The sequence below is a fragment of the Terasakiella brassicae genome (assembly GCF_014641495.1).
Lineage (GTDB): Bacteria > Pseudomonadota > Alphaproteobacteria > Rhodospirillales > Terasakiellaceae > Terasakiella > Terasakiella brassicae.
This window is the reverse complement of record NZ_BMHV01000012.1, coordinates 87,076-110,309: the sequence shown is the minus strand read 5'-3', so window position 1 is coordinate 110,309 and position 23,234 is coordinate 87,076. Positions and strand designations below refer to the sequence as shown.

The following is a 23,234-nucleotide window of genomic DNA, read 5'->3' as shown; positions in this document are numbered from 1 at the left end:
CACTATCCTGCCGACTTTTATGAACGATCTGCCTTTCTTGTGATGCAGTATCGACACCTTGCAAATAGTTAGCCATTAAGTGTAAAAAAATCAACCTTACACCCGCATAGGCATTAAAATATTTTGGCTGGAAGTGTTAATTTTGAAATTTCAGCAAGCGTTTTTCCACCCGCATCCAGACCTGAATAAAGATGAATGTCATCAGCAGATAAATCACCCCTGCCGTAAAATACATTTCAATCGCCAGATAATTACGCGCAATGATCGTACGCGTCACACCGGTCAGATCGAACAAGGTAATGGTATAAGCCAGCGCCGAGCTTTTCAGCATCAAGATAATTTCGTTGCCATAGGCAGGCAAGGCCATGCGAATTGCGCGAGGCAAAACGATGCGGCGATAAAGTGTGTGTTTCTGCATGCCGATTGCAATCCCGGCTTCCACTTCACCATGTGGAACGGCCTGAATGGCCCCGCGAAATATTTCAGCGGTATAAGCGCCCGTATTCAAGGCAAATACAATCAATGCACACCAGTAGGCCTCTTTCAATACAGGCCAAAAGATGCTTTCGCGCACCGCATCAAATTGTGCGGCCCCATAATAGAACAAAAACAACTGCACCAACAGGGGTGTGCCCCGGAAAAAGAAGGTATAGATAAGCGGTATATTGCTGACCCACCAGTTTTGTGAAGCCCGCATCAAGGCAACCGGAATGGCAATCACAAAACCGATGATGCAGGAAATAAACACCAGTTCCAACGTTAAGACGGCACCATCCAGCAATTTGGGCAGAGCAACAAAAATTTCTTCCCAATTCATGCCGATGCCCTCTTCACACCGCGATTGGCCCAGCGTTCCGCATAAATCTGCCCCACCAAAACAACTGTCGTAATCCCCAGATAAATAAGCGCGGCAATAAAATAAAAGGTAAAGGGCTCTTTTGTATTTTGAATGGCGGCTTGTGATGTTCGCATCAATTCAGGCAAAGCAATGAGCGACACAAGCGAGGTGTCTTTCAGCAAGACCTGAAACAAATTGCCCAAGCCCGGTATTGCCAGACGCATGGCCTGAGGCAAGGTAATACGCCAATAAATTTGGTGAGAGTGCATCCCGCACGCCACTGCTGCTTCAATCTGGCCGACAGGGACAGACTGAATCGCACCACGAAAGACTTCGGTGGCATAAGCACCAAATGACAAACCAAGGGCACAAACCCCGGCAACGAAAACGTTGATCTCGATATAGTCGTTATATCCAACACTTTCGGCAATACGGTTGACGATATCTTCCCCGCCAAAATAGACGATCAACACCACAAGGATTTCCGGGATACCGCGTACAACTGTGGTGTAGCTTTGCCCCATACCACGTAAAACAGCATAAGGTGACAGCTTGGCCGCCGCCCCCATCAATCCGAAGACAAGGCCGACGATCAAACCGCCAAAGGCCACCTGAACCGTCATCCAGGCACCCAACGCGATTTGCGGACCAAATCCTTGCAGGTCAATCATGTTTCGTCTTTCGTAAAAAAATACCGCCCCTAACCAGAGGAAAGGAGCGGTATTTCAGGTCTTAGTAGATAGAGAACGGGAAATATTTCTCGTTGATCTTTGCATATGTGCCATTGGCAACAATTGCCTTGATCGCCGCATTGAATTTTTCGCGCAGCTCATCATCTTTTTTGCGAACAGCAATACCGATTTTATCATTTACATCGATCGCATCGCCAATAAATTCAAAACCTTGGCCCTGTTCGCTACGCAACCAGTCATAAGCCGGCAATTTATCAGAAACCAACAGGTCGATACGGCCAGAAGCGAGGTCGAGGTACGCATTTTCCTGCGTATCATACAATTTCGCGTCAACGTCTTTCAGCTCATCTGTCACGTAGTTTGCTGCAATGGTTGCACGTTGTGCACCAACCGCTTTACCTGCCAAATTTGCTGGATCAACGCTGGAGCCTTTTTTAGCAACCAAAGTCAGGTTGTTGGAATAGTAAGGTTCCGTAAAATCAACTGCCTTTTTGCGTTCTTCGGTAATGGACATAGAAGCCACAACCGCGTCATACTTTTTCTTTTTCAAACCGATCAGGATAGAATCCCAATCCAGCGGTGCGATAATTTCACATTCCGCTTTCATTTCTGCACAAAGGGCATTGGCGATATCAACGTCAAAACCAAACGCTTTGCCGTCTTTATCAATCCCGTTAAACGGAGGGTAAGCACCTTCCGTCCCGATGCGGATTTTATCACCCGCATGTGCCATAGAAACGCTCAGGCCCAGAACAGCAGCCAGTGCAAATGCAATTTTCTTCATTGAAAACATCTCCCGTGATGTATTTGATTAAACCCCTAACCAGCCGGATTTTGTTTATAATTCCGTGCTGATAAACTGTTTCATGCGTTCGGATTTCGGATTTTCAAAAACCTCTTTAGGCGGCCCGAACTCTTCCACCTGCCCTTGGTGCAGATACATCACGTGGCTGGACACCTCGCGGGCAAAGCCCATCTCATGTGTCACCACCAACATGGTGCGCCCCTCTTCGGCAAGGATCTGCATCACTTTCAAAACTTCACCGACCAGTTCCGGATCAAGTGCCGAGGTCGGTTCATCAAACAACAATAACTCAGGCTCCATCGCCAATGCGCGCGCAATGGCTGCGCGTTGTTGTTGCCCGCCGGAAAGTTGCGACGGATAATGCCCGCGACGATCATAAAGCCCAACTTTGTTAAGCAATTCTGCTGCTTTTTCAGTCGCTTCTTTTTTTGAAACGCCTTTTACCTGCGTTGGACCTTCGATGATATTTTCCATCAAATCCATGTGTGCCCACAGATTGAACCCCTGAAACACAAATCCGATTTCAGAACGCAAACGTGTGATCTGTTTTTTATCGGCCGCGCCCAATTGACCATCTTTTTCACGGTGCAATTTCATTTCTTCACCGGCCACGCGGATGCTGCCTTTTGTCGGGCGTTCCAGCAAGTTCAAGCAACGCAAAAACGTACTTTTACCGGACCCGCTGGAACCGATAATGGAAATCACATCACCATAATGCGCCGTCAGGGAAATCCCATTCAACACTTCAAGGTCGCCGAAATATTTATGGATGTCGTTGACCTCAAGGGCCGGATAATCTTTGGTCATGTATTCTTTATTGGTTCAAATGATTTGTTCGCAACAATGTTTCGAGTTAACCAAGAAGTCAAGAAACTGTCATACATTTGCGACAATCAAGCAAAAACACAGCCGAATTCAGAAGGATAGAACCGAAAATAAAGTTCCATTTGAAATGAAATTACTCTCGGAAAATAAAAAATCCTAATCCCCCATAAGATTCGCTTACAAAAATAAACTGAAAAGATTGATCGCCTACCGAACATTATGTATCGTTCTGTCAAATCAAACCATGAAAGGTTCTAGAAATGACATTTAATGCCCTGTTGCTTGATCAAGATATGACACTGGCGATCAAGCAAGTTTCCGACAATGACCTGCCTGCCGGGGAGGTTCTGGTGAAGGTTGATTATTCCACACTGAACTTCAAAGACGGGCTGATTATGAATGGTCTGGTCAAGCTGGTAAAAGAATACCCCCACGTCCCCGGCATTGATTTTGCCGGGACGGTTGAGGCCTCAGAAGATGATCGATATAAACCCGGTGACCGCGTGGTGTTAAACGGTTGGCGCGTGGGTGAAATTCATTGGGGGGGATATGCCCAAAAAGCCCGCGTGAAAGCCGATTGGCTGGTTCCCCTGCCCGATGCGATTTCCACCAAACGCGCAATGGCAATTGGAACGGCAGGTTATACCGCTATGTTATCCATCATGGCGTTGGAAGATCACGGTATGAAACCCGATCAAGATGGCGAGGTTCTGGTCACCGGTGCATCCGGCGGTGTGGGGTCCATTGCCTGCGCTATACTTGCCAATCTGGGTTATAAAGTTGCCGGGTCCACCGGGTCTGAAAGTTCCCACGCGTATCTGAAAAGTCTCGGCGTCAGCACCATTGTTCCACGCAGCGAACTCGAAGAAGGCCCGCGCGGCCCCTTGGGCGGTGAACGCTGGATCGGGGCCATTGACAATGTGGGCGGTTCCACCCTGCATCATGTTTTGGCGACTTTAAAATATTGGAGCTGCTGTGCCTCTGTTGGTCTTGCGGCGTCGAACGAATTGCACACCACTGTTTTACCCTTTTTGATGCGCGGTATTACCCTGCAAGGGATCGACAGTGCCACCTGCCCGTTTGAACGGCGCGTCATGGCATGGGAGCGCCTGACCAATGAACTGCCGATGGATAAACTGGATGCCCTGACAAGCGAAATTACCCTGTCAGAATTGCCGGAGGTAGGCAAAAAAATCCTCAAAGGCCAAACACAAGGACGTATTGTGGTGGACGTGAATTCGTAAACCTTTTGTTAACTTTTTGAATTTTAAGGGGTTGTTAATTTTTGAGCAGCCCCTTTTCTTTTTGGCATCCTCTTTGCAGTCTCATTTTAACAGAGGTCGGAAAAAACGACCCGATCAAAAAAGAGGATCGAAAATGTTACAAAGGCTGAAATTAGGATGGATCATAAGCGGACTTCTCAGTCTGAGTGCCTGCGGGTACGTCGATAAATACGAAGAAGCCGTCTATGAAGAAGAACCGCGCTATTGTTATCGACAGCTCGGTTCCATCCAATGTTTCAGCGAACCTGTTCACCGGGACGCGGCCCGACTGGTTAATTACTATGGCCCTCATCCCAGCCGATACGATACGCCCTCACCTCCCGATCGGTTGGAATCTGTCGCACCGCCCCCGGTGGCCTTTTATGTACGTGATGAAGAACCCATCCCCGATGATTCAACCGTACATCCGGCCACAGATCAATAACCCCTATTGATCATCTCCATCATACCCACACGCCCCCACCTGTTTTCGGTGGGGGTCTTTTTTCAGATCAAACCGGTTTCAAAACAGGGGCGACATCTTGGCCCACTTGTTCCAGGGTTTCCAACGCTTGGGCGGCTTCTTGCTGTTTTGCCCACATGGCAGCATACGCCCCGCCCTTGTCCAATAATTTTGCATGGTTGCCGCGTTCAACGATCTCACCTTGCTCCAGAACCAGAATTTCATCGGCATCCACCACCGTTGATAAACGGTGGGCAATGACCAATGTCGTCAATCCACTTGAAACATCGCGCAACGACACCTGGATTTCTTTTTCCGTATGGGTATCCAATGCCGATGTTGCCTCATCAAACAATAAAATGCGCGGGCGTTTCAGGATTGTACGTGCAATCGCAACCCGTTGTTTTTCCCCGCCGGACAGCTTGAGGCCGCGTTCACCCACCATTGTGTTATAGCCATCGGGCAATCCCATAATAAAGTTATGAATACTGGCCAGCTTGGCCGCCTCTTCCACATCCCCCGGTGTCGCGCCGGGTCGCCCATATGCAATGTTATAAAAGACCGTATCATTAAACAAAACCGTATCTTGCGGCACAATACCGATCGCCCCGCGTAAGGCGGCTTGTTTAATCTGGCGCACATCGACACCATCAATTTTGACAGCGCCATCTGAAACATCGTAAAACCGGAACAACAAGCGTGACAAGGTCGATTTCCCCGCCCCACTGGACCCGACAATTGCCGTTGTTTTACCGGCAGGTACATGGAAATCGACATTTTTCAAAATGGGTCGGCGTGGATCGTAAGAAAACGAAACCTGTTCAAAACGCACATCCCCGCCGCCTTCAGGTAAATCACAGGCATCCACATCGTCTGCAATCTCTGCCTCTTTATCCAGTAAGGAAAACATATGTTCCATATCCGTCAGCGATTGCTTGATCTCGCGATAGACAAAGCCCAAAAAGTTCAGCGGCATATAAAGCTGGATCAGATAACTGTTGACCAAGACAAAATCACCAATAGTCATGGTGCCGCCTTGCACACCGTAACCCGCCATAATCATCACCGCTGTTAACCCCAACGAGATAATTACGCCCTGCCCAATATTCAGCAGACTGAGCGTCACCTTGGATTTAATGGAAGCTTCTTCAAATCGGCGTAACGCACTGTCATAACGACGTGCTTCATGGTCTTCGTTGGTGAAATATTTGACGGTTTCGAAATTGAGCAAACTGTCAATTGCTTTGGTATTGGCCTCGTTATCGCTTTTGTTCATGGTGCGGCGATATTTGATCCGCCATTCCGTCACAATCAAGGTCCAGGCGATATATCCGGCAATGGTCGCAAAGGTCACCAGCGCAAACGTCCAGTCATACATGACCCACAAAATGCCACAGACCAGCACGATTTCCAGCAACGTTGGCAGAATATTGAACAACATGAAGTTCAACAGAAATTCAATCCCCTTGGTGCCACGCTCAATGGACCGACTCAACCCTCCGGTCTGGCGTTGCACATGAAATCGCAAGGACAGTTTATGCAGATGTTGAAAGGTCTTAAGGGCAACATCACGAATGGCACGTTGCCCCACACGGGCAAACACCGCATCGCGCAATTCCCCGAAGGCCTGAGACAGCACACGCGCCACACCATAGCCGACCAGTAACATAATCGGCACCGCAAGCAGTTGGGCAGTTGCGTCCATGCTCAATGCATCGACCGCTTTTTTATAAAAGATCGGAACGGAGACGTTTAACCCTTTTGCGGCTGCCAGAAACAACAAGGCAATCACCACCCGGATACGCAGATTTTGCGCATTTTTAGGCCAGAGATAGGGCAGAAGCGTTTTTAACGTTCTCCAGTCGTTTCGCGGACCGGTACGTTGTGGGGCATCATTGGAAAGGTGGCGCATGCACTGTCATTTTTCTTTTTTAATTAAAAGGAATAAAAACAGTATGCCTCAAGATCATCCAATCGGACAGTGACTTAATTCACTTTTCAACTTTGCGGGCTGCCAATTCCTGTTCAATCGCCGTGATTTGCATGGGAATATTACATTCCAATTCTGACGTTACATCCAGATCACGACATTCAAAAACGTTTTCTTTGGGGTTTTGTTCTTTCCAATCGGCAACGACATGATCGCGCAGGCGCAATAGATCGCAGATTTGTGGATAAAACAATTGAACCATTGCCCCCATCCAACGATTTGCAGGCCAGGACGGACTGGCATGATCAATTTCAAAATGATCCAGCATGCGGATCACATCCTCACAGCCATACCAGTATTCCGCCGTCACCCAACGGTTTGTGGTAAACAAGGCCTTCGGGTGACCAAATTCATCCATCGAAATCGCAATTAAATGACTCAGCGCATCATTTTTGGCTTTTGGTTCTTCAAAATCTTCGACCAAAGCCGGTTTGATCCCCGATGGCATTCCCTTCGGGCGCAAGAACAAATGGAAATGACCATGTTCGCCGTCACGGTGTGCATGATAATAATACTGACCATGCGTTTCATGGTCATAAACATCACCATCCGGGTAATGGTTCATCTGATAAAACGTCCCACATCCGCGCAGAACATCCCCAACAATATTTTCACCAACTTTGCTCAAGACACGCTGGCAATTTTCGACCTCATGGCCAGCCGTCAACATTTTGTTCAGACGTTCTGTTGTGACCTGTGACAAGTCCGTCATAACACGTTCCTATTTCAAGTTCCCCAAATGACCAGACAAAGAACTTAATCCCTTTTCCAGATAAGTACTTATCACAAGCACTCAAGTTTTAATCACATTTTATTGATGGCGCGTGAAGGGTTTGTTTAGAGATATTCCAGCCTTCTCCCTTCATACTTGGAACACTTGAAAAGCACTTCATCCAACAAATTCTTCGGGAGGCATTATGACATTACGCACAACACTAAAAACCGCATCTTTCACACCTTTGGCCTTGGGGTTTGGGCTTGGGCTTGGAATCGCAAGTGCCCTCCCGCTTACGCCAGCTCTCGCTAATCCGTGTGCGGCAAAAGCCTGTGCTCAAAACCCCTGTTGCGCCAAAAATCCGTGCGCAGCCAACCCATGCGCGGCTGCGCAACCCGCAGAACTTAATGATGAACAAGCCATGCGCGAATGGGATCGTTTGCTTCCCGCCATGCAGACAACATATGCAAAATCCGGCATTCCTGCTGCGGCTCAATTTTTTAACTGGATAAACGTTACAAAAAGTCCCTATCAGTCCAGCACACATGGGGATCGTTATCTCGTCAACATCGTCAATGAAAAAGCCAAAAATTATCAAAAATGGGAAGAGGCAGGCATCCTGCCGGCAGGGGCGATCATTGCAAAACCGACCATCGTCGGCAAAGCTGATGGCAAGGCCGATATCGGTCCGCTTTTCCTGATGGAAAAAATGCCGTCCGGCTGGCACCCGCAATCACTGGACTGGAAATATTCCATGGTCATGGCAGATGGCAGTTTGTGGGGCGAAACAAAAGGGCGTAATTCAGCAGGCATGACCTTCTGTTTTGAATGTCATAACGCAATGGGTGCAGAAACCGATGGGCTTCTTTTCCTCCCGGAAGAATATCGCCGTTAACCTTCAATCAACGGCCCCCTGGGCGAAGGCGTTCCCCTGACGCCTTCGCTCTTTTTTTATGGAAAACAACCTGTTAAAGTCCTCGAACCAAAAACAATAAATAAAGGCGCTCCCGCGTGTTCAAGTGGATTAAAACGGCAAAAAAAATCTTTTCAGGGATCGGTGAAGACCGTGCCCTTGTGCGGATCAAGGACGATGGTTTTATGTCTGATGATATTGCTGTCAGTATCGAAGATATTATCAGCGAAGAAGACCATGAAGATATTGGCAAGCTGCACGTCCTCAGCATGACAGAATTTCATCAAGCCCTCGGTGACACGTGGGATAAACGTGAAGACAAAATTTTCCGACTGACAGAAGGCGTGATGCGCGACCGTGTCGGTCAGGGCAATCGCTGGGAACATCAAAGCCAGGAAATCTACATCATGTTGTTCCCGACCCTGTCTGAAATAGAAGCCGATGCCCGTGCCTATGACATTGCCGAGGAAGTCGGGCGTAAAATTATCGGGGATCGCTTCGATGGGGAACGCCGCCCCCTTGTCCGCGTGGCAGGCGTTGACCCGAAGGATGCCCTCAAAGAAGACGGCAGCCTGAATATCGAATTCCTTGAAAAAGCAGGTCGTGCGGGTGAAGCCGCCGGGAACGCCAAAGAAAAGGGAGCAAACGACAACACACAAGAAAAAACGCCCCAAAAAACAAGTATCGATCCGCAACAACAAACGCACGATCCCAAAGAAGACAAGACCAACTGGAAAGAACACCATTTAGCCCACGCAGAAAACAATCCGCATTGGCAAAAAGGGCAAAAGAAGCCATCTTCCATGAGCGAAGCCCAATGGGTTCAATTACAACGTGAGCGCAAAGAAACAAGCAAAGACGAACCACAATGGGTGGTGATGTCGAAGGAAAAAGAAGAAAAAAGCACAAACCCGCCCCTTCTCCCCAAAGACAAGCCAACCTACGCTGTTGAATATGCCCCGTGCTGGGAAAGGGATAGTCAAAGCCTGCGGCTATATCGTGCGCGTTTTTGCTATACCTCACCCACAGGGCAAAAACTGGAAGGCTCAAAAGCCTATGGCAAAGCCAACAATCAACAAAAATTAAAAACAGATCTCTGGGTCTTGCAACAAGCCGCCAAAGCTTTATTTTCCTTTAATACGCAAAACATTGTCACACCTGTTTTCATCCCCATACACAGTCCCTCCTTGCGTGGTGAAAACCTTCAGGCTGTTCTGGAAACGCTTGCAAAATTCACACTTCCCTTGCGGGAACGATTTCTTATCATCGAAATATTGGACGATGGGCACTGGACCACTGACGACCTGCAACACACTTGCACGGCCTTAAACAGCGTGGTGAACGGAACGGCTTTAACCTTGAATGCCGAAAATAAATTCGCAACCCCGTTATGCAACGAATTAAATTGGGTCGGGATTGATTTTTCAATACTCAATTCAAAAAACGGTATTTCATTGCCTCAACTGGAAAACCGCCTGACGGAAATTACAGCCCTTGACGCCAAGCCTTATGCCCTTGGCTTGCGCCGACGTGATCAGGTCAATGACATGCTGGAAATCGGTATGGAACTGATCAACGGGGCTGCCCTTGTGCGCAATACGCCCAAACTGCGCCCACCGTTCAATTTGCCGATTGAAAGACTACAAAAATCCGTCTGATAAAATCAAAAATTTTACATGGTACTTCTCAAAACGCACGTTTAGTATACAACCCGCTTATTTAATTTGGGGTACATCACATGGATCTGAAAGACCATATTCGCGGCATTCCGGACTTTCCAAAACCCGGTATTCTTTTTTACGACATTTCAACCTTGCTGGCTGAACCGGATGCATGGCAGGTTGCAATGGGACGCATGGCCAAAATCGTCAGCCGTCATCAACCTGATATCCTTGCAGGTCTGGACGCACGCGGTTTTCTGGTCGCAGCGCCTCTGGCCTTAAAACTGGGTCTTGGTTTTACGATGGTGCGCAAAAAAGGCAAGCTGCCGGGCAAAACAATTGAATATAGCTATGATCTGGAATATGGATCCAATACAGTCGAAATTCAGGCCGATGCCGTCAAACCGGGACAGCGCGTTGTTATTCTGGACGACTTGCTGGCAACCGGCGGCACGCTGGAAGCTGCCATAAAATTATTTGAACAAGTTGGCGCAAACGTGGTCGGCACCGCCTGTATGATTGAACTGACCTTCCTGAATGGTCGGGAAAAGCTTGGGGATATTCCCTTTGATACATTGGTCTCTTACGACGAATAAGGGCGGGTTATTCCACACTGATAATCAGGGATACTTCGCTTAAAAGCACATTGGGCAAGCTGCGATAGACTTTCGTCAGTTGTCGTTCATTGGCAACCGACAACGGTTTAAAGGCAGCTTGGCCCAAGGCCGTTGTTAAATCCTTTGCCACATCGCGGTCCGTTGCAAAACATTTGACGGCCTCCACACCGCTGGGCGGCGTAAATTCAAAGGCAAACGGCATGGAGGCCGAGGGGATATTTTGCGTAAATCCCCCATTTAGAAAACCGCTTTTCATAAACCGATTGGGAAAAATACGAAAAATCATCCCATCAGCCTGCAAATAATAACAACCGATATAAGCATCAACAGAGGTGCGCACAGAAAGCACCATCTTTTGCCCGATTTTGTAAGACGGGTCACTCCCTTTATTGCTGCTGAGGTAAAGATCAATCGGCCCTAATGGATTTGTTTCTTCCTGTGCAATCGGGGAAGGGGGCGGCAAAAGGTCAAGTTCAGGCGGGATTTCACTTTTCACGATCCGCCCGCGCCAGACGTGCGCAGCGCCTTTTTCATTTTCCAAACTCAGGCGCATTTCCACATACTCTTCAAATGGCCAATAGGTTCCTTTTAAAATAAAACTCCCCTGCCCATCCTGTGATAACCTCGTGCGTTCCACACTGTTTGCACTTAATTGCAATCCCCGAAATTGTTCTTCTTCAATGACAAAGTCGCTGATTTCCATACTGTTGATATTGCGCGGACCACTGGTGGCATACTGGCGCAAACTGTCCACCAGTACCCCGGTGAAATAACGCCCAAACCCGGTATGGATGCCACTGGTTTGGTATCGGATCCCCTGAACCATGATTTTGCGAACAAAATTAACATCGCGCAGCAAAGCACCTGCGGCTTTTTGCGCTGCCCCATTCACAGACAACCCGCCGTGCGCTTTGCTTATCGCCTCATTCTTACGGGCAAACGTCTGTTGACTACTGGATACAATGCGCCCGGTTTCCGTTTCCACCATTTTATAGGCCAGCAGAATTTTATCACCCTTCAGGCTTAACGTGCCCACGGCCAAAAGATCGGAACGCGCGCGGGTGATTAAATCCCCCAAGGGGTTTTCACTTTCGCTGCGCATTCCCATTTCGTTAATATCCTGAACCAGCGCCCCCAGTTCCTTGCGCGCGACAACGGCGTAACGCCCATCGGCTTCGCGAACCAAGGCCTGCGTAAATCCGTTTACGTAAATCTGGGCTTCTTCCAACGAAATCGGCAGTTCATCCGCCTTAAAGGGGTGTATCGCAATTTTCGGCGTATCACGATCCAGTAAATTGAGGAAACGCTCACTCCAATGCGGTTGCCCCAAAAGGGCACGCGCCATCGTTCTAAATTTTTTAGAGGTGGAAACCGTTTTCTTTTTATCTTTGTCTTGTTCCTGATCCGGGTCTTTTTTGCGCCACGGCTTATCCTGACGATATTCAGATGCGGATTGTTCGACTGCTTGGACCACGCCTTCTTCTGCATACAGAGAAGGTACAACAGCTGAAACAAACAGCCCCATACTTATTACCAGACACAAGACAACCCTATTCACCACACGCCTCAATCATCTTTGAAAGAATTTGAATGGCAATATACACGGTTTAGGGATGTTTTTATAAAAAAGAACGACGAAACACTTTGTCAGTTGATAATATTCATCGTGTCTTCACGAATATATTTTTGAAGAATAGCAGCATATTCCCCCGATGCTTTTATCTCATCAAGGGCGGCATCAAAATCATCGCGCACTTGTCGATCGCGAAAGCCGACACGATAATGGGTCGGCGGAAACAAGGAATGGAACTGAACCGCAATTTTCTCCCCGCTTTCCTCTTCCACTTTTTGTTTAAAATGCAGGAAAATACGAAAATCGGAAATCACAATATCCGTGCGCCCCTTTGCCAGCATTTTAACTTGCAAAGCCTGATTGACGACCTCGTAATATTCCCGGTTTTCTGCAATCGCGGATTTAAAATCGGCCCCTAACAACTTCGATGCATTTTGAAATGCGGTGACACGATAATAACCCAGATCATTTAAGTTTTTCAAACGGATGTCCGGCCGGACCAACGTAATCGCGTAATTTTGATAAGAAATAATCGCTTTGGAGAAAAAACCATCCACCGCCATATGCGCACGCATGGTCATCCCCGCATCCAGCGCCCCGCCATTCAGTTCATGGGGGATGCGTTTTAACGGCATATAGCGGATTTTCATGTTATAGCCCGCAATTTCCAGCCCACGGCGCACGATATCCAGCTCGGCACCAGCATTTCCATCCTGAATAATATACGGTGGTTTGGACAACCCCACACCGACCAATATATCTCGTTCTGCAGCAAAGGAGGACGCAGACCACACCAACAGTCCTATCAAAAATAAGACCGGAAGCCTGAATTTAAAAGTTTTCCTTTGTGCTACTTTCGTTTCCACGTTGTCCCTTGCGCGCTGTCTTCCAGAACGATACCGAGCCCGTCAAGTTCATCACGGATACGGTCCGCCGCTGCAAAATCCTTGTTTGCTTTGGCTTGTTTTCGTTCTTCAATCATACGCTCAATTGAACTTTCATCAACCCCGGAGTTTTCCTGAGACCCACCTTTCAACCACACCTCAACATCTTGTTGCAGTATGCCCAGCAATTGCGCGGCGGCTAAAAGTTGCCCTTTCGTCTGCGGGTTGGGGTCCTTGTTAAAGTTCCCTAAAAGTTCATGCAGTTGGGAAATTGCCAAAGGTGTGTTTAAATCATCTTCCAGCGCCGCAATAAAGGGCTGTGGCGCAGCCACGTCAGAGGCCACCACATCGTTATGCTGGCGAAGGGCTGTGTAAAAACGATCCAGTGTCGATTTCGCTTCACGCACACCGTCTTTGGTAAAATCGAATGGAGAGCGATACTGGGCTGACAGCATATAAAAACGCAACGCTTCACCCGGAACTTCTTCCAGTAATTCATGGACCGTGAAGAAATTGCCCAACGATTTGGACATTTTTTCACCTTCAACCATCAGATGACCGTTATGCATCCAGTAATTGGCAAAACGTTCGGTTTTGTTCGCGCAGCAGCTTTGGGCAATTTCATTTTCATGGTGGGGGAAAATCAAATCGTGCCCCCCTCCATGAATGTCAAACGTATTGCCGAGGTACTTACGGCTCATCGCGGAACATTCAATATGCCAGCCGGGACGCCCGCGCCCCCACGGGCTTTCCCAACCGGGGACATCCTCTTCACTGGGTTTCCAAAGGACAAAATCGGCCGGATCTTTTTTATAAGAGGCCACTTCCACACGGGCACCGGCAATCATATCGTCCATATTACGCCCGGATAAGGCACCGTATTCGGGCATACTCGGCACATGAAACAGAACATGACCATCCGCAGCATAGGCATTGCCGTTGGCAATCAGGGTTTCGATCATGTCGATCATTTCAGCGATATGTTCGGTCGCGCGCGGTTCAATATCGGGATTACCGGCGTTTAACGCCGCCATATCTTCGTGAAACGCTTTGGCTGTGCGTTCGGTAATCGTGCGGATATCTTCGCCGGTTTCCTTGGATTTCGCGTTGATCTTGTCATCCACATCGGTAATGTTGCGCACATAGGTCACATCTTTATAAAGCGTCTTGAGCAAGCGGTACAAAACATCAAAGACAATCACCGGACGCGCATTGCCGATATGGGCAAAATCATAAACCGTCGGTCCACAGACATACATGCCCACACAATCCGGATTAATCGGTTTGAATTCTTCTTTTTTGCGGGTCAGGGTGTTGTAGATATGCAATGTCATTGTCTTAACCAACGATGTTTAAAAAGAGAAAAGGCCCCTGCATGACGCAGGGGCACTTGTAAAAAATAAATTAAGCGGCTGTCCCTTGCAGGCGGGCTTCCACTTTTTCACGACCCAGCAAGGGCAACAAGACGCCCAGTTCCGGCCCATGATCCATGCCGGTCAGGGCTTGGCGCAATGGCATAAACAATTGCTTGCCTTTACGTCCGGTTGCTTCCTTAACAGCCGTTGTCCATGTCTGCCACGTGGTTTCATCCCAATCACCTGCAGGTAACAGGTTTTTGGCCTGAACAGCAAAATCGGCATCTTCAATAATCGGGGTGACTTTGCCATAAACGATATCAGCCCAGTCTTGTGCATCTTTTACACGTGACAGGTTGGGGCGCACCGCTTCCCAGAAAGATTCGTCTGCGCCTTCAAGGTTCAAGCGCGCAGAGGCTGTCGCCCAATCCATTTCGTGAATCAGCTTGGAATTCAGGCGTTCCAGTTCCTTGAAATCGAACTTGGGTGTGCCGCGCCCGAAACTTGCAATATCAAAGCTCGCAACCAGTTCATCCAGACTCTTGACCGCCTCGATATTTTCAGAGGTTCCCAAATGTGCCAGCAGACTGTTGATCGACATGGCTTCCAGACCATCTTCCTGCATTTCTGCCAAAGACATGGACCCTTTGCGCTTGGACAGTTTTTCGCCTTCCGTACCGGACAGCAACGGTAAGTGAGCGAATGCCGGAAATTTACCGTCATTCAAAACCTTGAACATGGCAATTTGCACAGCCGTGTTGGACACATGGTCTTCACCGCGCAAAACATGGGTGACACCCAGATCAATATCGTCAATGGCAGACGGCATCATATAAAGGAACGTCCCGTCCGCACGACGGATAACCGGGTCCGCCAGATTGGCCGCCAAAAATTTCTTTTCGCCCTGTACCAGATCGGTCCATTCAATATCATCTGCTGGCAGCTTAAAACGCCAGTGCGCCTGACGGCCTTCAGCCTTCAACTTTTCTTTATCCGCATCGGACAGATCAAGGGCAGAACGATCATAGATCGGCGCTTTGCCGCGTGAACGCAGGCGTTTGCGCATAAATTCCAGCTCTTCCGGGGTCTCGTAACAATCATAGACCAGACCATCGGCTTTCAATTTTTCAAAAACGTCTTCGTAACGGTCCATGCGGGCCGACTGATGTTCTTCTTCGTCCCAGCTCAAACCCAGCCAGTTCATAGCATCCTTGATGGCCTGTTCATATTCAGGTTTGGAACGTTCCTGATCGGTATCGTCCACACGCAGCAAAAAGGTGCCGCCTTCTTTTTTTGCATAAAGATAGTTAACCAGCGCCATGCGGGCATTGCCGATATGCATCATACCGGTGGGTGAAGGTGCGAAGCGTACTTTAAAGGTCATATCAGACTCGTAAAACCGTTGGTAAGGGGATAGCGGCGGTCGCGACCAAATGCACGCGATGTCAGCTTAACACCCGGAGGCGCTTGACGGCGTTTATATTCCGCACGATCAAGCAACTTCCAGATCCGGCGCACCACATCTGCATCATGGCCACAGGCCACCACATCTTCAAGGGAATACTCCTTCTCGATCAAACATTCCAGTATATCATCGAGAATTTCGTAAGGCGGAAGACTGTCTTCATCCTTTTGATCAGGACGAAGTTCAGCCGAAGGCGGCTTGGCGATCACATTATCGGGCATGACACGCCCATCAGGGCCCAAACAACCTTCTGGTTTTTGATCGTTACGCCATTTACACAACGCAAAGACCGTCATTTTATAAACATCTTTCAAGACAGAATAGCCACCGCACATGTCCCCGTAAATGGTGGCATAACCGACAGACATTTCTGATTTATTGCCTGTTGTCAGCAACATATGTCCAAATTTATTGGACAGGGCCATCAACAAAAGGCCCCGAGCACGCGACTGAATATTTTCTTCGGTAATATCTTTGTCTTTGCCACTAAAAATCGGTGCCAACATCGTTTCAAACGCCTGCATTGCCGGTTCAATAGAAACACTTTCGTATTCAACACCCAACATTTCTGCACACCCTCGTGCATCATCCAGACTTTCTTGCGATGTATAAGGCGAAGGCATCATCACGCAACGCACACGTTTTGCCCCAAGCGCATCAACCGCCACAGCCGCAGACAAGGCACTGTCGATCCCGCCGGACAAACCCAAGACCACACCGGGAAAACCGTTTTTATTCACATAATCGCGTAAGCCCAAAACCATAGCCTGATACAAGGCTTCTAACCCATGACTATCATGGGCCAACGGTCCGGCAATTTGATTGTCCTTACTGATTTTGACAATTGCCATTTCTTCACGCCAATGGCGCATCAGACAGACCCGTTCACCAGCACTGTTCATCACGAATGAAGCCCCGTCAAAGACCAGTTCGTCCTGCCCGCCGACCTGATTAACGTACACCAGCGGCACATGACAATGTTCAACCCGTTCCGCCGCCAGATCATAACGCAAAAACGGCTTGTCCCCTTCAAAAGGTGATCCGTTCAGGACGATCAACATCTCTGCCCCGGCGAGTTTCAAATCGGCAGCGACATCGTCGTACCACATATCTTCACAGATCATTACGCCCAATTTACGCCCTGCAAAATTGATAACCGCACTTTCTGCGCCACTTGAAAACAAGCGCATTTCATCAAAAACACCGTAATTGGGCAAATGGCGTTTCAGGACGATCTGACGGATTTCCCCATCAAAAATAAACAAGGCGGCATTATACAATCCCTCCTCGACACGCCACGGTGTTCCCAGCAACACACCGGTCGGCTTTCCTCGCGTTGTTTCGACAAACGCCAGCACGGCATCTTCAACAGCATCTTGAAAAGACGGCTTCAACACCAAATCTTCAGGAGGGTAGCCCGTGGTCAGCAGCTCCGGGCTCACCAACAGATCGGCGCATTGTTCCAATGCACGGTCATAATACATTGCCAGCAATGCCATATTTTTACGGATTGCACCGACTGTGGGGTTAAGTTGCGCCAAAGCGAGGGAAAATGTATCGGTCATTTACTGAGGGTCTAGAATTTAAATATCCAACTGTGCGCGAAACTATGCTGACTCGCACCGAATGTCAACGTAACTGCGCGATTGAATGATAAAGCTTACAATTTATTACAATGCTCAACTTGCCCCCTCCCATTAGCCAAGATAAATTGTTTGTAAAACTAACATAATTTTAGCCTTCAACAGAACTACTTCTGGCTTCGACGAAAAGGACGTTCTTTGGTATGAAAAACTGGAGCATTACAAAGAAACTGCTCGTTTCTCCTGTGATTTTTACAATCGCCCTGATTTTTTTATCGTGGTTATCCTACTCGGGTATTCAGACAATCCGAACCTCGATGGATAATTTATTCAATGAGAATACGGCAAAAGTGGTTAAAGCCCTTGATTTCCAGGAATCACTGAGCGAAGTCAACGGCGGGCTTTTCCGCATGATCAGCTGGGCTGCCAGTAACATGACGGACGAAGATTCGCAGAAATCCATGCGAGAATCGCTGAAATCATCCCTGAATGGTCTGAACATTGACCTCAAGCTTCTGATCAAAAAACATGACTTCCAAGGCGAAGAAAAGAAATCCGTCGATAAAATCGCATCCCTTTTCGAACAATATATCGTTGCGGCAACCGATGTCATCGACACTTCGGAAACCGATGCGGCAACAGCCGTCATCTATATGTTTGAAGCCGATGACCTGTTCTCGCAAGTCAATCAGAACGTGGCCTCTCAAGTCGAAAACTGGCGCGAAAAAGCCGACAGCCAATTTGAAAACGTCAACAACAGCATCGACAACACCATTCGTGTCGATGCCATCATCGTTGTTGTGGTTCTGGTTGTGGTCTTTGTTGTTGCCATTTTCATCGCAACCAGTATTTCACGCCCGGTGCGCGGCATGACACGTGCGATGCAAACCTTGGCCAAAGGCGACCTCAGCGCGGAAATCCCCGCCGACGAACGCCATGATGAAGTCGGCGAAATGGCTGAAGCCCTCAGTATTTTTAAAGACAATCTGGTTGAAATGGAAAATATGCGCGCCAATCAGGAAACGGAGCGTAAACAACAGGAAAAAGCCAATCGTCAGCAAATGATTGAATTGGCCGATCACCTGGAAAATTCCGTTTCCAGCATTATTGCCAGCATTGCAGATAAAACAAGCGATATCCTCTCTGTTGCCAGTCATGGCGGTACGGCAGGTTCAGAAACAGATACCAGTCAATCTATGGAAGTTGCAGAAGCGTCCGAACGCACGACAACCAACGCCGATACGGTTGCGGCCTCCACCACACAACTTTCTGCCGCCATCAGTGAAATCGGTCAACAGGTTACCCAGTCAACCGACATTGCCAATCAGGCCGTCACCAAGGCCAGCACCGCCAACGACAAGGTCAATGGCCTTGCAGAAGCCGCACAACGCATTGGTGAAGTTCTGGGCCTGATCACAGATATTGCCGAACAAACCAACCTGCTTGCCCTGAACGCCACCATTGAGGCGGCACGGGCAGGGGAAGCGGGCAAAGGGTTCGCGGTTGTGGCCTCCGAAGTGAAAAACCTCGCCAATCAAACCGCAAGTGCCACAGATGAAATCGCCAGTCAAATCTCTCAAATTCAAGACGCAACCGGCGAGGCTGTCGAGGCGATTGACGATATCAGTCAGACCATCCACCAGATCGACCAAATCGCAGCGGCAATCGCCGCATCCGTTGAAGAACAGGATGCCACCACACGCGATATTGCCAGAAATGTGCAAAATGTATCCGATGATGCCCAAGCCGTTGCCGACCGCATCGTTGCCATGACACGCAGTGCCGCCAAATCCCACAACACGGCCATTCAGGTCACATGGGCCGCCGAAGATTTAAAAGGCCCGACGGATCAATTAAACCAAGAAGTCCGCAACTTCCTTGCGACGATCCGCAGTTAACGCCCCCCTTTTCCCCAGAACCCGAGCTCCTTAATGGATGCTCGGGTTTTCCGGGCGATAGACATCCATAATAATTTCTTTAAATAATGCCAAAAGGAAGGGATCAATTTTTCCCTCCAGTGTTTCCAGTACCTTTATCGCACTTTCACAACTGAATTCCGGCTTGTACGGGCGCTTATCCGTCAAGGCGCAGAAGATATCCACAATCGTGGCCAATCGCGCCAGTTCATTTAAATCCTGTCCGGTCAATCCCTTGGGATACCCGCTTCCATCCAGTTTTTCATGGTGTTGTTCGGCAATGACACGAATGCCTTCGCTGATATTTTCACTCCGATTCAAAATATCATGAGAATGCAACACATGTTTTTTTAACTGCTTCAATTCGTCCCGCGACAATGGATCCGGTGAATTTAACAATTCCTGCGACACCGCCAGCTTGCCCACATCCATCAGCATACCTGCAGCCGCAACCGTTAACAGTTCGTGCCCGCTGATCCCGATGGCATGCGCCATAAGACACATCAAACTCGACACTTTCAAGGAATGGACATAGGTATAATTATGATGATCTTTCACGTTGGAAATCAAATCCGCAACCTGCCCCTCCAACACTTCTTCCATCAAGGGGAAACAACATTCTTTGGTGTTATGAATATTCAATGGATTTCCACGGCGCACGCGGTGGGTTGTACCGCGAAAATGCCCCAGTGACGTTTCCAACGCTTCGCGCTGACGTGCCGGTAAGCTCCGCCAACTGGCCTCTAACAGTCGATCAATTAATTTTCCGGCTTCATCATGCAAAGCCGATTTCATAAACGGACGGCGCAGATAGGAAACAGGACAGAGCATACGCACCGTCTCATTAAATGTTTCCGTTGGAACCCGCCCTGTAATCAAAAACGGAATATCGCGCAAATGATCGCTTTCCAGCTTCATGCGCATAAAATCGCGCGACCCCCGAATGACCAGATCATAATCCATCACAATCAGACCGGGGGTTTTTGTCGCCATAAGTCCGGCCATCGCCGTTTCCGGGGTGGCATAATAATCGACCTCAAAACTGCGGTCCAAAGCAGTGACAATTTCACTTCTGAATTTTTCGTGTTTGCACACGACAAGCGCACGCACCAGACCCGGTCGACGGGACTGATCCGTAACTGCATATCCTACTTTGGCTTTTGCCACCTGCGGACTGAGCATGACACCACCTTCTTGATCGGTGTCCCTGCCTATCACCCCACTATAATCTTAAGCATATGGGGCGCGGTCTTCGAATTTCAAGATTAATGGACCGTCTCTTTGGTTTTATCCTTCAAAACCAACAGGGCCAATATCGCATCTTCGATCAGGGTATCACGCTCGGTGATTTCTTCCAACAAGGCTTCACGCATTGCCAGTGTGTAATCGGACCAGTTTTCCACATCTTGTAAAAGCGCGCTAAATCCTTCGGCTTCTTCGCCCAGACCATCAATAAGGGCAGCGGTGGCAGAGGCCATTTTCATATCGTCCTCACCACCCCAAAAACCTTCGATAAAGCCGGCATCCAGTTCTTCCACACGGCGCAGAAGCAGGTCTTTCGCAGCCTCCAACGTGGCGAGCTTGCCCCGCGCGCTCAGCAACGGGGTTCGTGCAATCGCCATTTTCTCAATACGGTGCCATAAGCCCATGAAGGTCGCAAAAAAACTTTCGCTTTCTGCCTTTGTTACAAACTTGGGAAACTCGTTCTCCCCCCAGAAGCTGGCAATCACCATCACAGGCAACAAATCCTTATTGGGGCTAGCCAAGGCCCCCAGCACACGCATGCGTACCACATGAAACGGCACTTGGCTTTTGTACTGTTCAAGAAATTTGGCAACGCCTGCATCACCAATATATTTTCCGGGCTTGTTCGTCGCCATGATCACACATCTCGCATTCAAATGATTAAGCAGTGCGGCACCCTATTTTTTATCGGCCTTCAAGTCAAAGAAAATGCGAACATCATCGCCAACAACCGTTGTCGCAACCCATTGCCCCTGCCCGATCCCAAAATCATTGCGCTGAATTGTCAACTCACCTGTGGCATGTGCCTGATCGGCGTCAATCTTCACCTTAAAAGGCAACTCAACTTCCTTGCTTATTCCCCGCATGGTCAAGCTTGCCTTGGCGATATAGTCCCCGTTTTCACCTTTTGAAATCTCTATCGTTTTAAAGATTGCCTGAGGATGAGTGGACGCATCAAACCAGTCGGCGCTGACAATCTGACTATCACGCTCTGCACTTTGGGTATCCACACTGGTAATATCAATGATGATTTCGACGTGACTTTGTTCAAGATTATCCGGATCAAACGAAATAGTCGAAGTAAACGCCTTAAAGGCCCCTTCAAATTCCGCCCCGGTTTGCGTGGCGATAAATCCAAGCTTGCTGCTGTCTTTGACCGACCAATCTGTTGCAAGGGCCGGGCTTGTGATCAAAAACACGGCCACAACCGTCAACATACGTTTCAACACATCATCACGATTAATAAAATGATGTTTCAGCGCAGCGCCAATATGCAGAGTAATCAACACAAGGATCAATACCGCCATGACTTCGTGAAACGCTTTTAAGAAATCAACTGCTTCCTTGGACGGTTCCATCAATGCAGGCAACGTAAACCAGCCAAAGACTGACAGTGGGAAATTGGCCGCAGAACTCATGGCCCATCCGCTTAGCGGCATGACAAACATCACCCCATAAAGGGCAATATGCACCCCATGCGCCCCCAGACGTTCATACCACGCCATTTCAATCGGTAATTCGGGTGTTGGATTGATCAACCGCCATGCCAGTCGCAGCACAGCAAGGAACAGAACGATGACACCGATGGATTTATGTAACGCAATTTTTTCAAACATATCCGGCCCCAGCGGCAACCCGGTCATATAATAACCAAGCGGAAACATTATCAAAAAACTGAGCACCATACTGCAGTGAAAGAGCTTGGCAATCCATCCGTAAGACGTGCTGCTATTACGCAATGACATGGCGGTAATCCTTAATTTATGCGTTATTTTGCTTGCGCTTCTGTTTCAATACGGATTTTCACTTCATCGCCAACAGCCGGGACATAGGTGGAAATGCCAAAATCGGAACGTTGCAAAGTTGCTGTTGCAGAAAAACCAACGGCTGCTTTTTTCGTCATCGGGTTCGGGGCTGCTTTGTTCAGCGTTACGTTCAAGGCAACCTCTTTGGTCACGCCATGCATGGTGAGATCGCCTGTGATAATCCCGGTTTTTTCACCTGTGATTTCGATAGATTTGCTTTTGAATGTCAGGTTCGGAAAATTTGCTACATCAAAAAAATCAGCCGACTTTAAGTGTTTGTCCAACGCGGCAACATCGGTGTCGATGCTGTTTGCCTCAATAACGACCTCAACACGGCTGTCTTGGGGCTTGGCTTCATCAAAAACAAGCGTGCCGTCAAAAGTCTGGAACTCACCTTGGAAATTGGAAAACCCCATATGATTGACATAAAATTCAATCGAAGTGTGATCGGTATCAAATACATATTCTACGGGCTCCGCCTGTGCGCCGGAAACACCAAGACCGAGAGCGAATACAGAAGCGAGCAAAAGTTTTTTCATCGAGAGATATCCTTGCTTATGAGAGATGAATGGTTACTCCAAGCAAGATAATCTGTTCTTTGCACGACAAAAAGAACGTAAAACGAAA

At 48.4% G+C, this 23,234-nt stretch carries 21 protein-coding genes; 6 read left to right on the top strand and 15 right to left on the bottom strand.

The features are described 5' to 3' along the window. Nucleotides 1-136 precede the first annotated feature (136 nt). The 4 genes from IEW74_RS09960 to IEW74_RS09945 form a co-directional block, all read right to left on the bottom strand. Entirely contained in the window at nucleotides 137-817 is a 681-nt protein-coding gene (locus tag IEW74_RS09960) for an ABC transporter permease (RefSeq protein ID WP_188664339.1), read from the bottom strand. Next, complete coding sequence (locus IEW74_RS09955; RefSeq protein WP_188664337.1) at nucleotides 814-1,509, bottom strand: ABC transporter permease; 696 nt, start codon at nucleotides 1,507-1,509, stop codon at nucleotides 814-816. Before IEW74_RS09955 ends, IEW74_RS09960 begins: the two co-directional genes overlap by 4 nt. 61 nt (nucleotides 1,510-1,570) lie before the next feature. Then, a complete protein-coding gene (locus IEW74_RS09950; protein ID WP_229734304.1) occupies nucleotides 1,571-2,314 on the bottom strand; it encodes an ABC transporter substrate-binding protein in 744 nt (247 codons plus the stop codon). 54 nt (nucleotides 2,315-2,368) lie between these two features. After that, entirely contained in the window at nucleotides 2,369-3,142 is a 774-nt protein-coding gene (locus IEW74_RS09945) for an ABC transporter ATP-binding protein (RefSeq protein WP_188664333.1), read from the bottom strand. A gap of 278 nt (nucleotides 3,143-3,420) precedes the next feature. On the opposite strand from IEW74_RS09945, the gene IEW74_RS09940 reads away from it, so the two are divergent. Continuing rightward, nucleotides 3,421-4,404 carry an MDR family oxidoreductase gene (locus IEW74_RS09940; protein ID WP_188664330.1) on the top strand — a complete coding sequence of 328 codons (984 nt, stop codon included), beginning with the start codon at nucleotides 3,421-3,423 and terminating at the stop codon, nucleotides 4,402-4,404. Between the two features lie 133 nt (nucleotides 4,405-4,537). Further along, nucleotides 4,538-4,867: a hypothetical protein gene (locus IEW74_RS09935; protein WP_188664328.1), complete on the top strand. Its 330-nt coding sequence runs from the start codon at nucleotides 4,538-4,540 to the stop codon at nucleotides 4,865-4,867. A gap of 67 nt (nucleotides 4,868-4,934) precedes the next feature. On the opposite strand, the gene IEW74_RS09930 is transcribed toward IEW74_RS09935, so the two are convergent. After that, nucleotides 4,935-6,797, bottom strand: a complete 1,863-nt coding sequence (locus tag IEW74_RS09930) for an ABCB family ABC transporter ATP-binding protein/permease (protein WP_188664326.1) — start codon at nucleotides 6,795-6,797, stop codon at nucleotides 4,935-4,937. 79 nt (nucleotides 6,798-6,876) lie between these two features. Then, nucleotides 6,877-7,587, bottom strand: a complete 711-nt coding sequence (locus tag IEW74_RS09925) for a DUF6969 family protein (protein ID WP_188664325.1) — start codon at nucleotides 7,585-7,587, stop codon at nucleotides 6,877-6,879. A gap of 205 nt (nucleotides 7,588-7,792) precedes the next feature. On the opposite strand from IEW74_RS09925, the gene IEW74_RS17345 reads away from it, so the two are divergent. The 3 genes from IEW74_RS17345 (at nucleotide 7,793) to IEW74_RS09910 (ending at nucleotide 10,760) form a co-directional block, all read left to right on the top strand. Continuing rightward, nucleotides 7,793-8,485, top strand: a complete 693-nt coding sequence (locus tag IEW74_RS17345; RefSeq protein WP_229734303.1) for a hypothetical protein — start codon at nucleotides 7,793-7,795, stop codon at nucleotides 8,483-8,485. Nucleotides 8,486-8,601: 116 nt separating this feature from the next. Further along, the gene (locus tag IEW74_RS09915; RefSeq protein ID WP_188664323.1) at nucleotides 8,602-10,161 is read left to right on the top strand and encodes a hypothetical protein; all 1,560 of its coding nucleotides are present in this window, start codon (nucleotides 8,602-8,604) and stop codon (nucleotides 10,159-10,161) included. Between the two features lie 80 nt (nucleotides 10,162-10,241). Continuing rightward, nucleotides 10,242-10,760 carry an adenine phosphoribosyltransferase gene (locus IEW74_RS09910; protein WP_188664322.1) on the top strand — a complete coding sequence of 173 codons (519 nt, stop codon included), beginning with the start codon at nucleotides 10,242-10,244 and terminating at the stop codon, nucleotides 10,758-10,760. A 7-nt stretch (nucleotides 10,761-10,767) separates the two neighbouring features. Here IEW74_RS09910 and IEW74_RS09905 read toward each other — a convergent pair whose 3' ends face one another. The 5 genes from IEW74_RS09905 to IEW74_RS09885 all read right to left on the bottom strand — a co-directional run bounded on the left by IEW74_RS09905 (nucleotide 10,768) and on the right by IEW74_RS09885 (nucleotide 17,623). Beyond that, a complete protein-coding gene (locus IEW74_RS09905; protein ID WP_188664321.1) occupies nucleotides 10,768-12,306 on the bottom strand; it encodes a DUF4384 domain-containing protein in 1,539 nt (512 codons plus the stop codon). 122 nt (nucleotides 12,307-12,428) lie between these two features. Further along, nucleotides 12,429-13,148 carry a substrate-binding periplasmic protein gene (locus IEW74_RS09900; protein WP_188664320.1) on the bottom strand — a complete coding sequence of 240 codons (720 nt, stop codon included), beginning with the start codon at nucleotides 13,146-13,148 and terminating at the stop codon, nucleotides 12,429-12,431. A 56-nt stretch (nucleotides 13,149-13,204) separates the two neighbouring features. After that, nucleotides 13,205-14,572, bottom strand: coding sequence for a cysteine--tRNA ligase (gene cysS / locus IEW74_RS09895; RefSeq protein WP_188664319.1), 1,368 nt, complete (start codon nucleotides 14,570-14,572; stop codon nucleotides 13,205-13,207). Nucleotides 14,573-14,642: 70 nt separating this feature from the next. After that, entirely contained in the window at nucleotides 14,643-15,977 is a 1,335-nt protein-coding gene (gene gltX, locus IEW74_RS09890) for a glutamate--tRNA ligase (RefSeq protein WP_188664318.1), read from the bottom strand. Further along, nucleotides 15,974-17,623: an NAD+ synthase gene (locus IEW74_RS09885; RefSeq protein ID WP_188664317.1), complete on the bottom strand. Its 1,650-nt coding sequence runs from the start codon at nucleotides 17,621-17,623 to the stop codon at nucleotides 15,974-15,976. Before IEW74_RS09885 ends, gltX begins: the two co-directional genes overlap by 4 nt. Nucleotides 17,624-17,844: 221 nt before the next feature. Here IEW74_RS09885 and IEW74_RS09880 point away from each other — a divergent pair, with 221 nt between their 5' ends. Beyond that, a complete protein-coding gene (locus tag IEW74_RS09880; RefSeq protein WP_188664315.1) occupies nucleotides 17,845-19,539 on the top strand; it encodes a methyl-accepting chemotaxis protein in 1,695 nt (564 codons plus the stop codon). A 30-nt stretch (nucleotides 19,540-19,569) separates the two neighbouring features. On the opposite strand, the gene IEW74_RS09875 is transcribed toward IEW74_RS09880, so the two are convergent. From IEW74_RS09875 to IEW74_RS09855, 4 genes are all read right to left on the bottom strand, one after another. Then, nucleotides 19,570-20,739: an HD-GYP domain-containing protein gene (locus IEW74_RS09875; RefSeq protein WP_188664313.1), complete on the bottom strand. Its 1,170-nt coding sequence runs from the start codon at nucleotides 20,737-20,739 to the stop codon at nucleotides 19,570-19,572. 83 nt (nucleotides 20,740-20,822) lie between these two features. Beyond that, on the bottom strand, nucleotides 20,823-21,437 hold the full coding sequence (locus IEW74_RS09870) for a hypothetical protein (protein WP_188664311.1): 615 nt from the start codon (nucleotides 21,435-21,437) through the stop codon (nucleotides 20,823-20,825). Between the two features lie 42 nt (nucleotides 21,438-21,479). Continuing rightward, nucleotides 21,480-22,547 (bottom strand): YceI family protein, encoded by a 1,068-nt coding sequence (locus tag IEW74_RS17340; protein ID WP_229734302.1) that lies wholly within the window; start codon nucleotides 22,545-22,547, stop codon nucleotides 21,480-21,482. A 23-nt stretch (nucleotides 22,548-22,570) separates the two neighbouring features. Next, nucleotides 22,571-23,146 (bottom strand): YceI family protein, encoded by a 576-nt coding sequence (locus IEW74_RS09855; RefSeq protein WP_188664309.1) that lies wholly within the window; start codon nucleotides 23,144-23,146, stop codon nucleotides 22,571-22,573. Nucleotides 23,147-23,234: the final 88 nt, after the last annotated feature.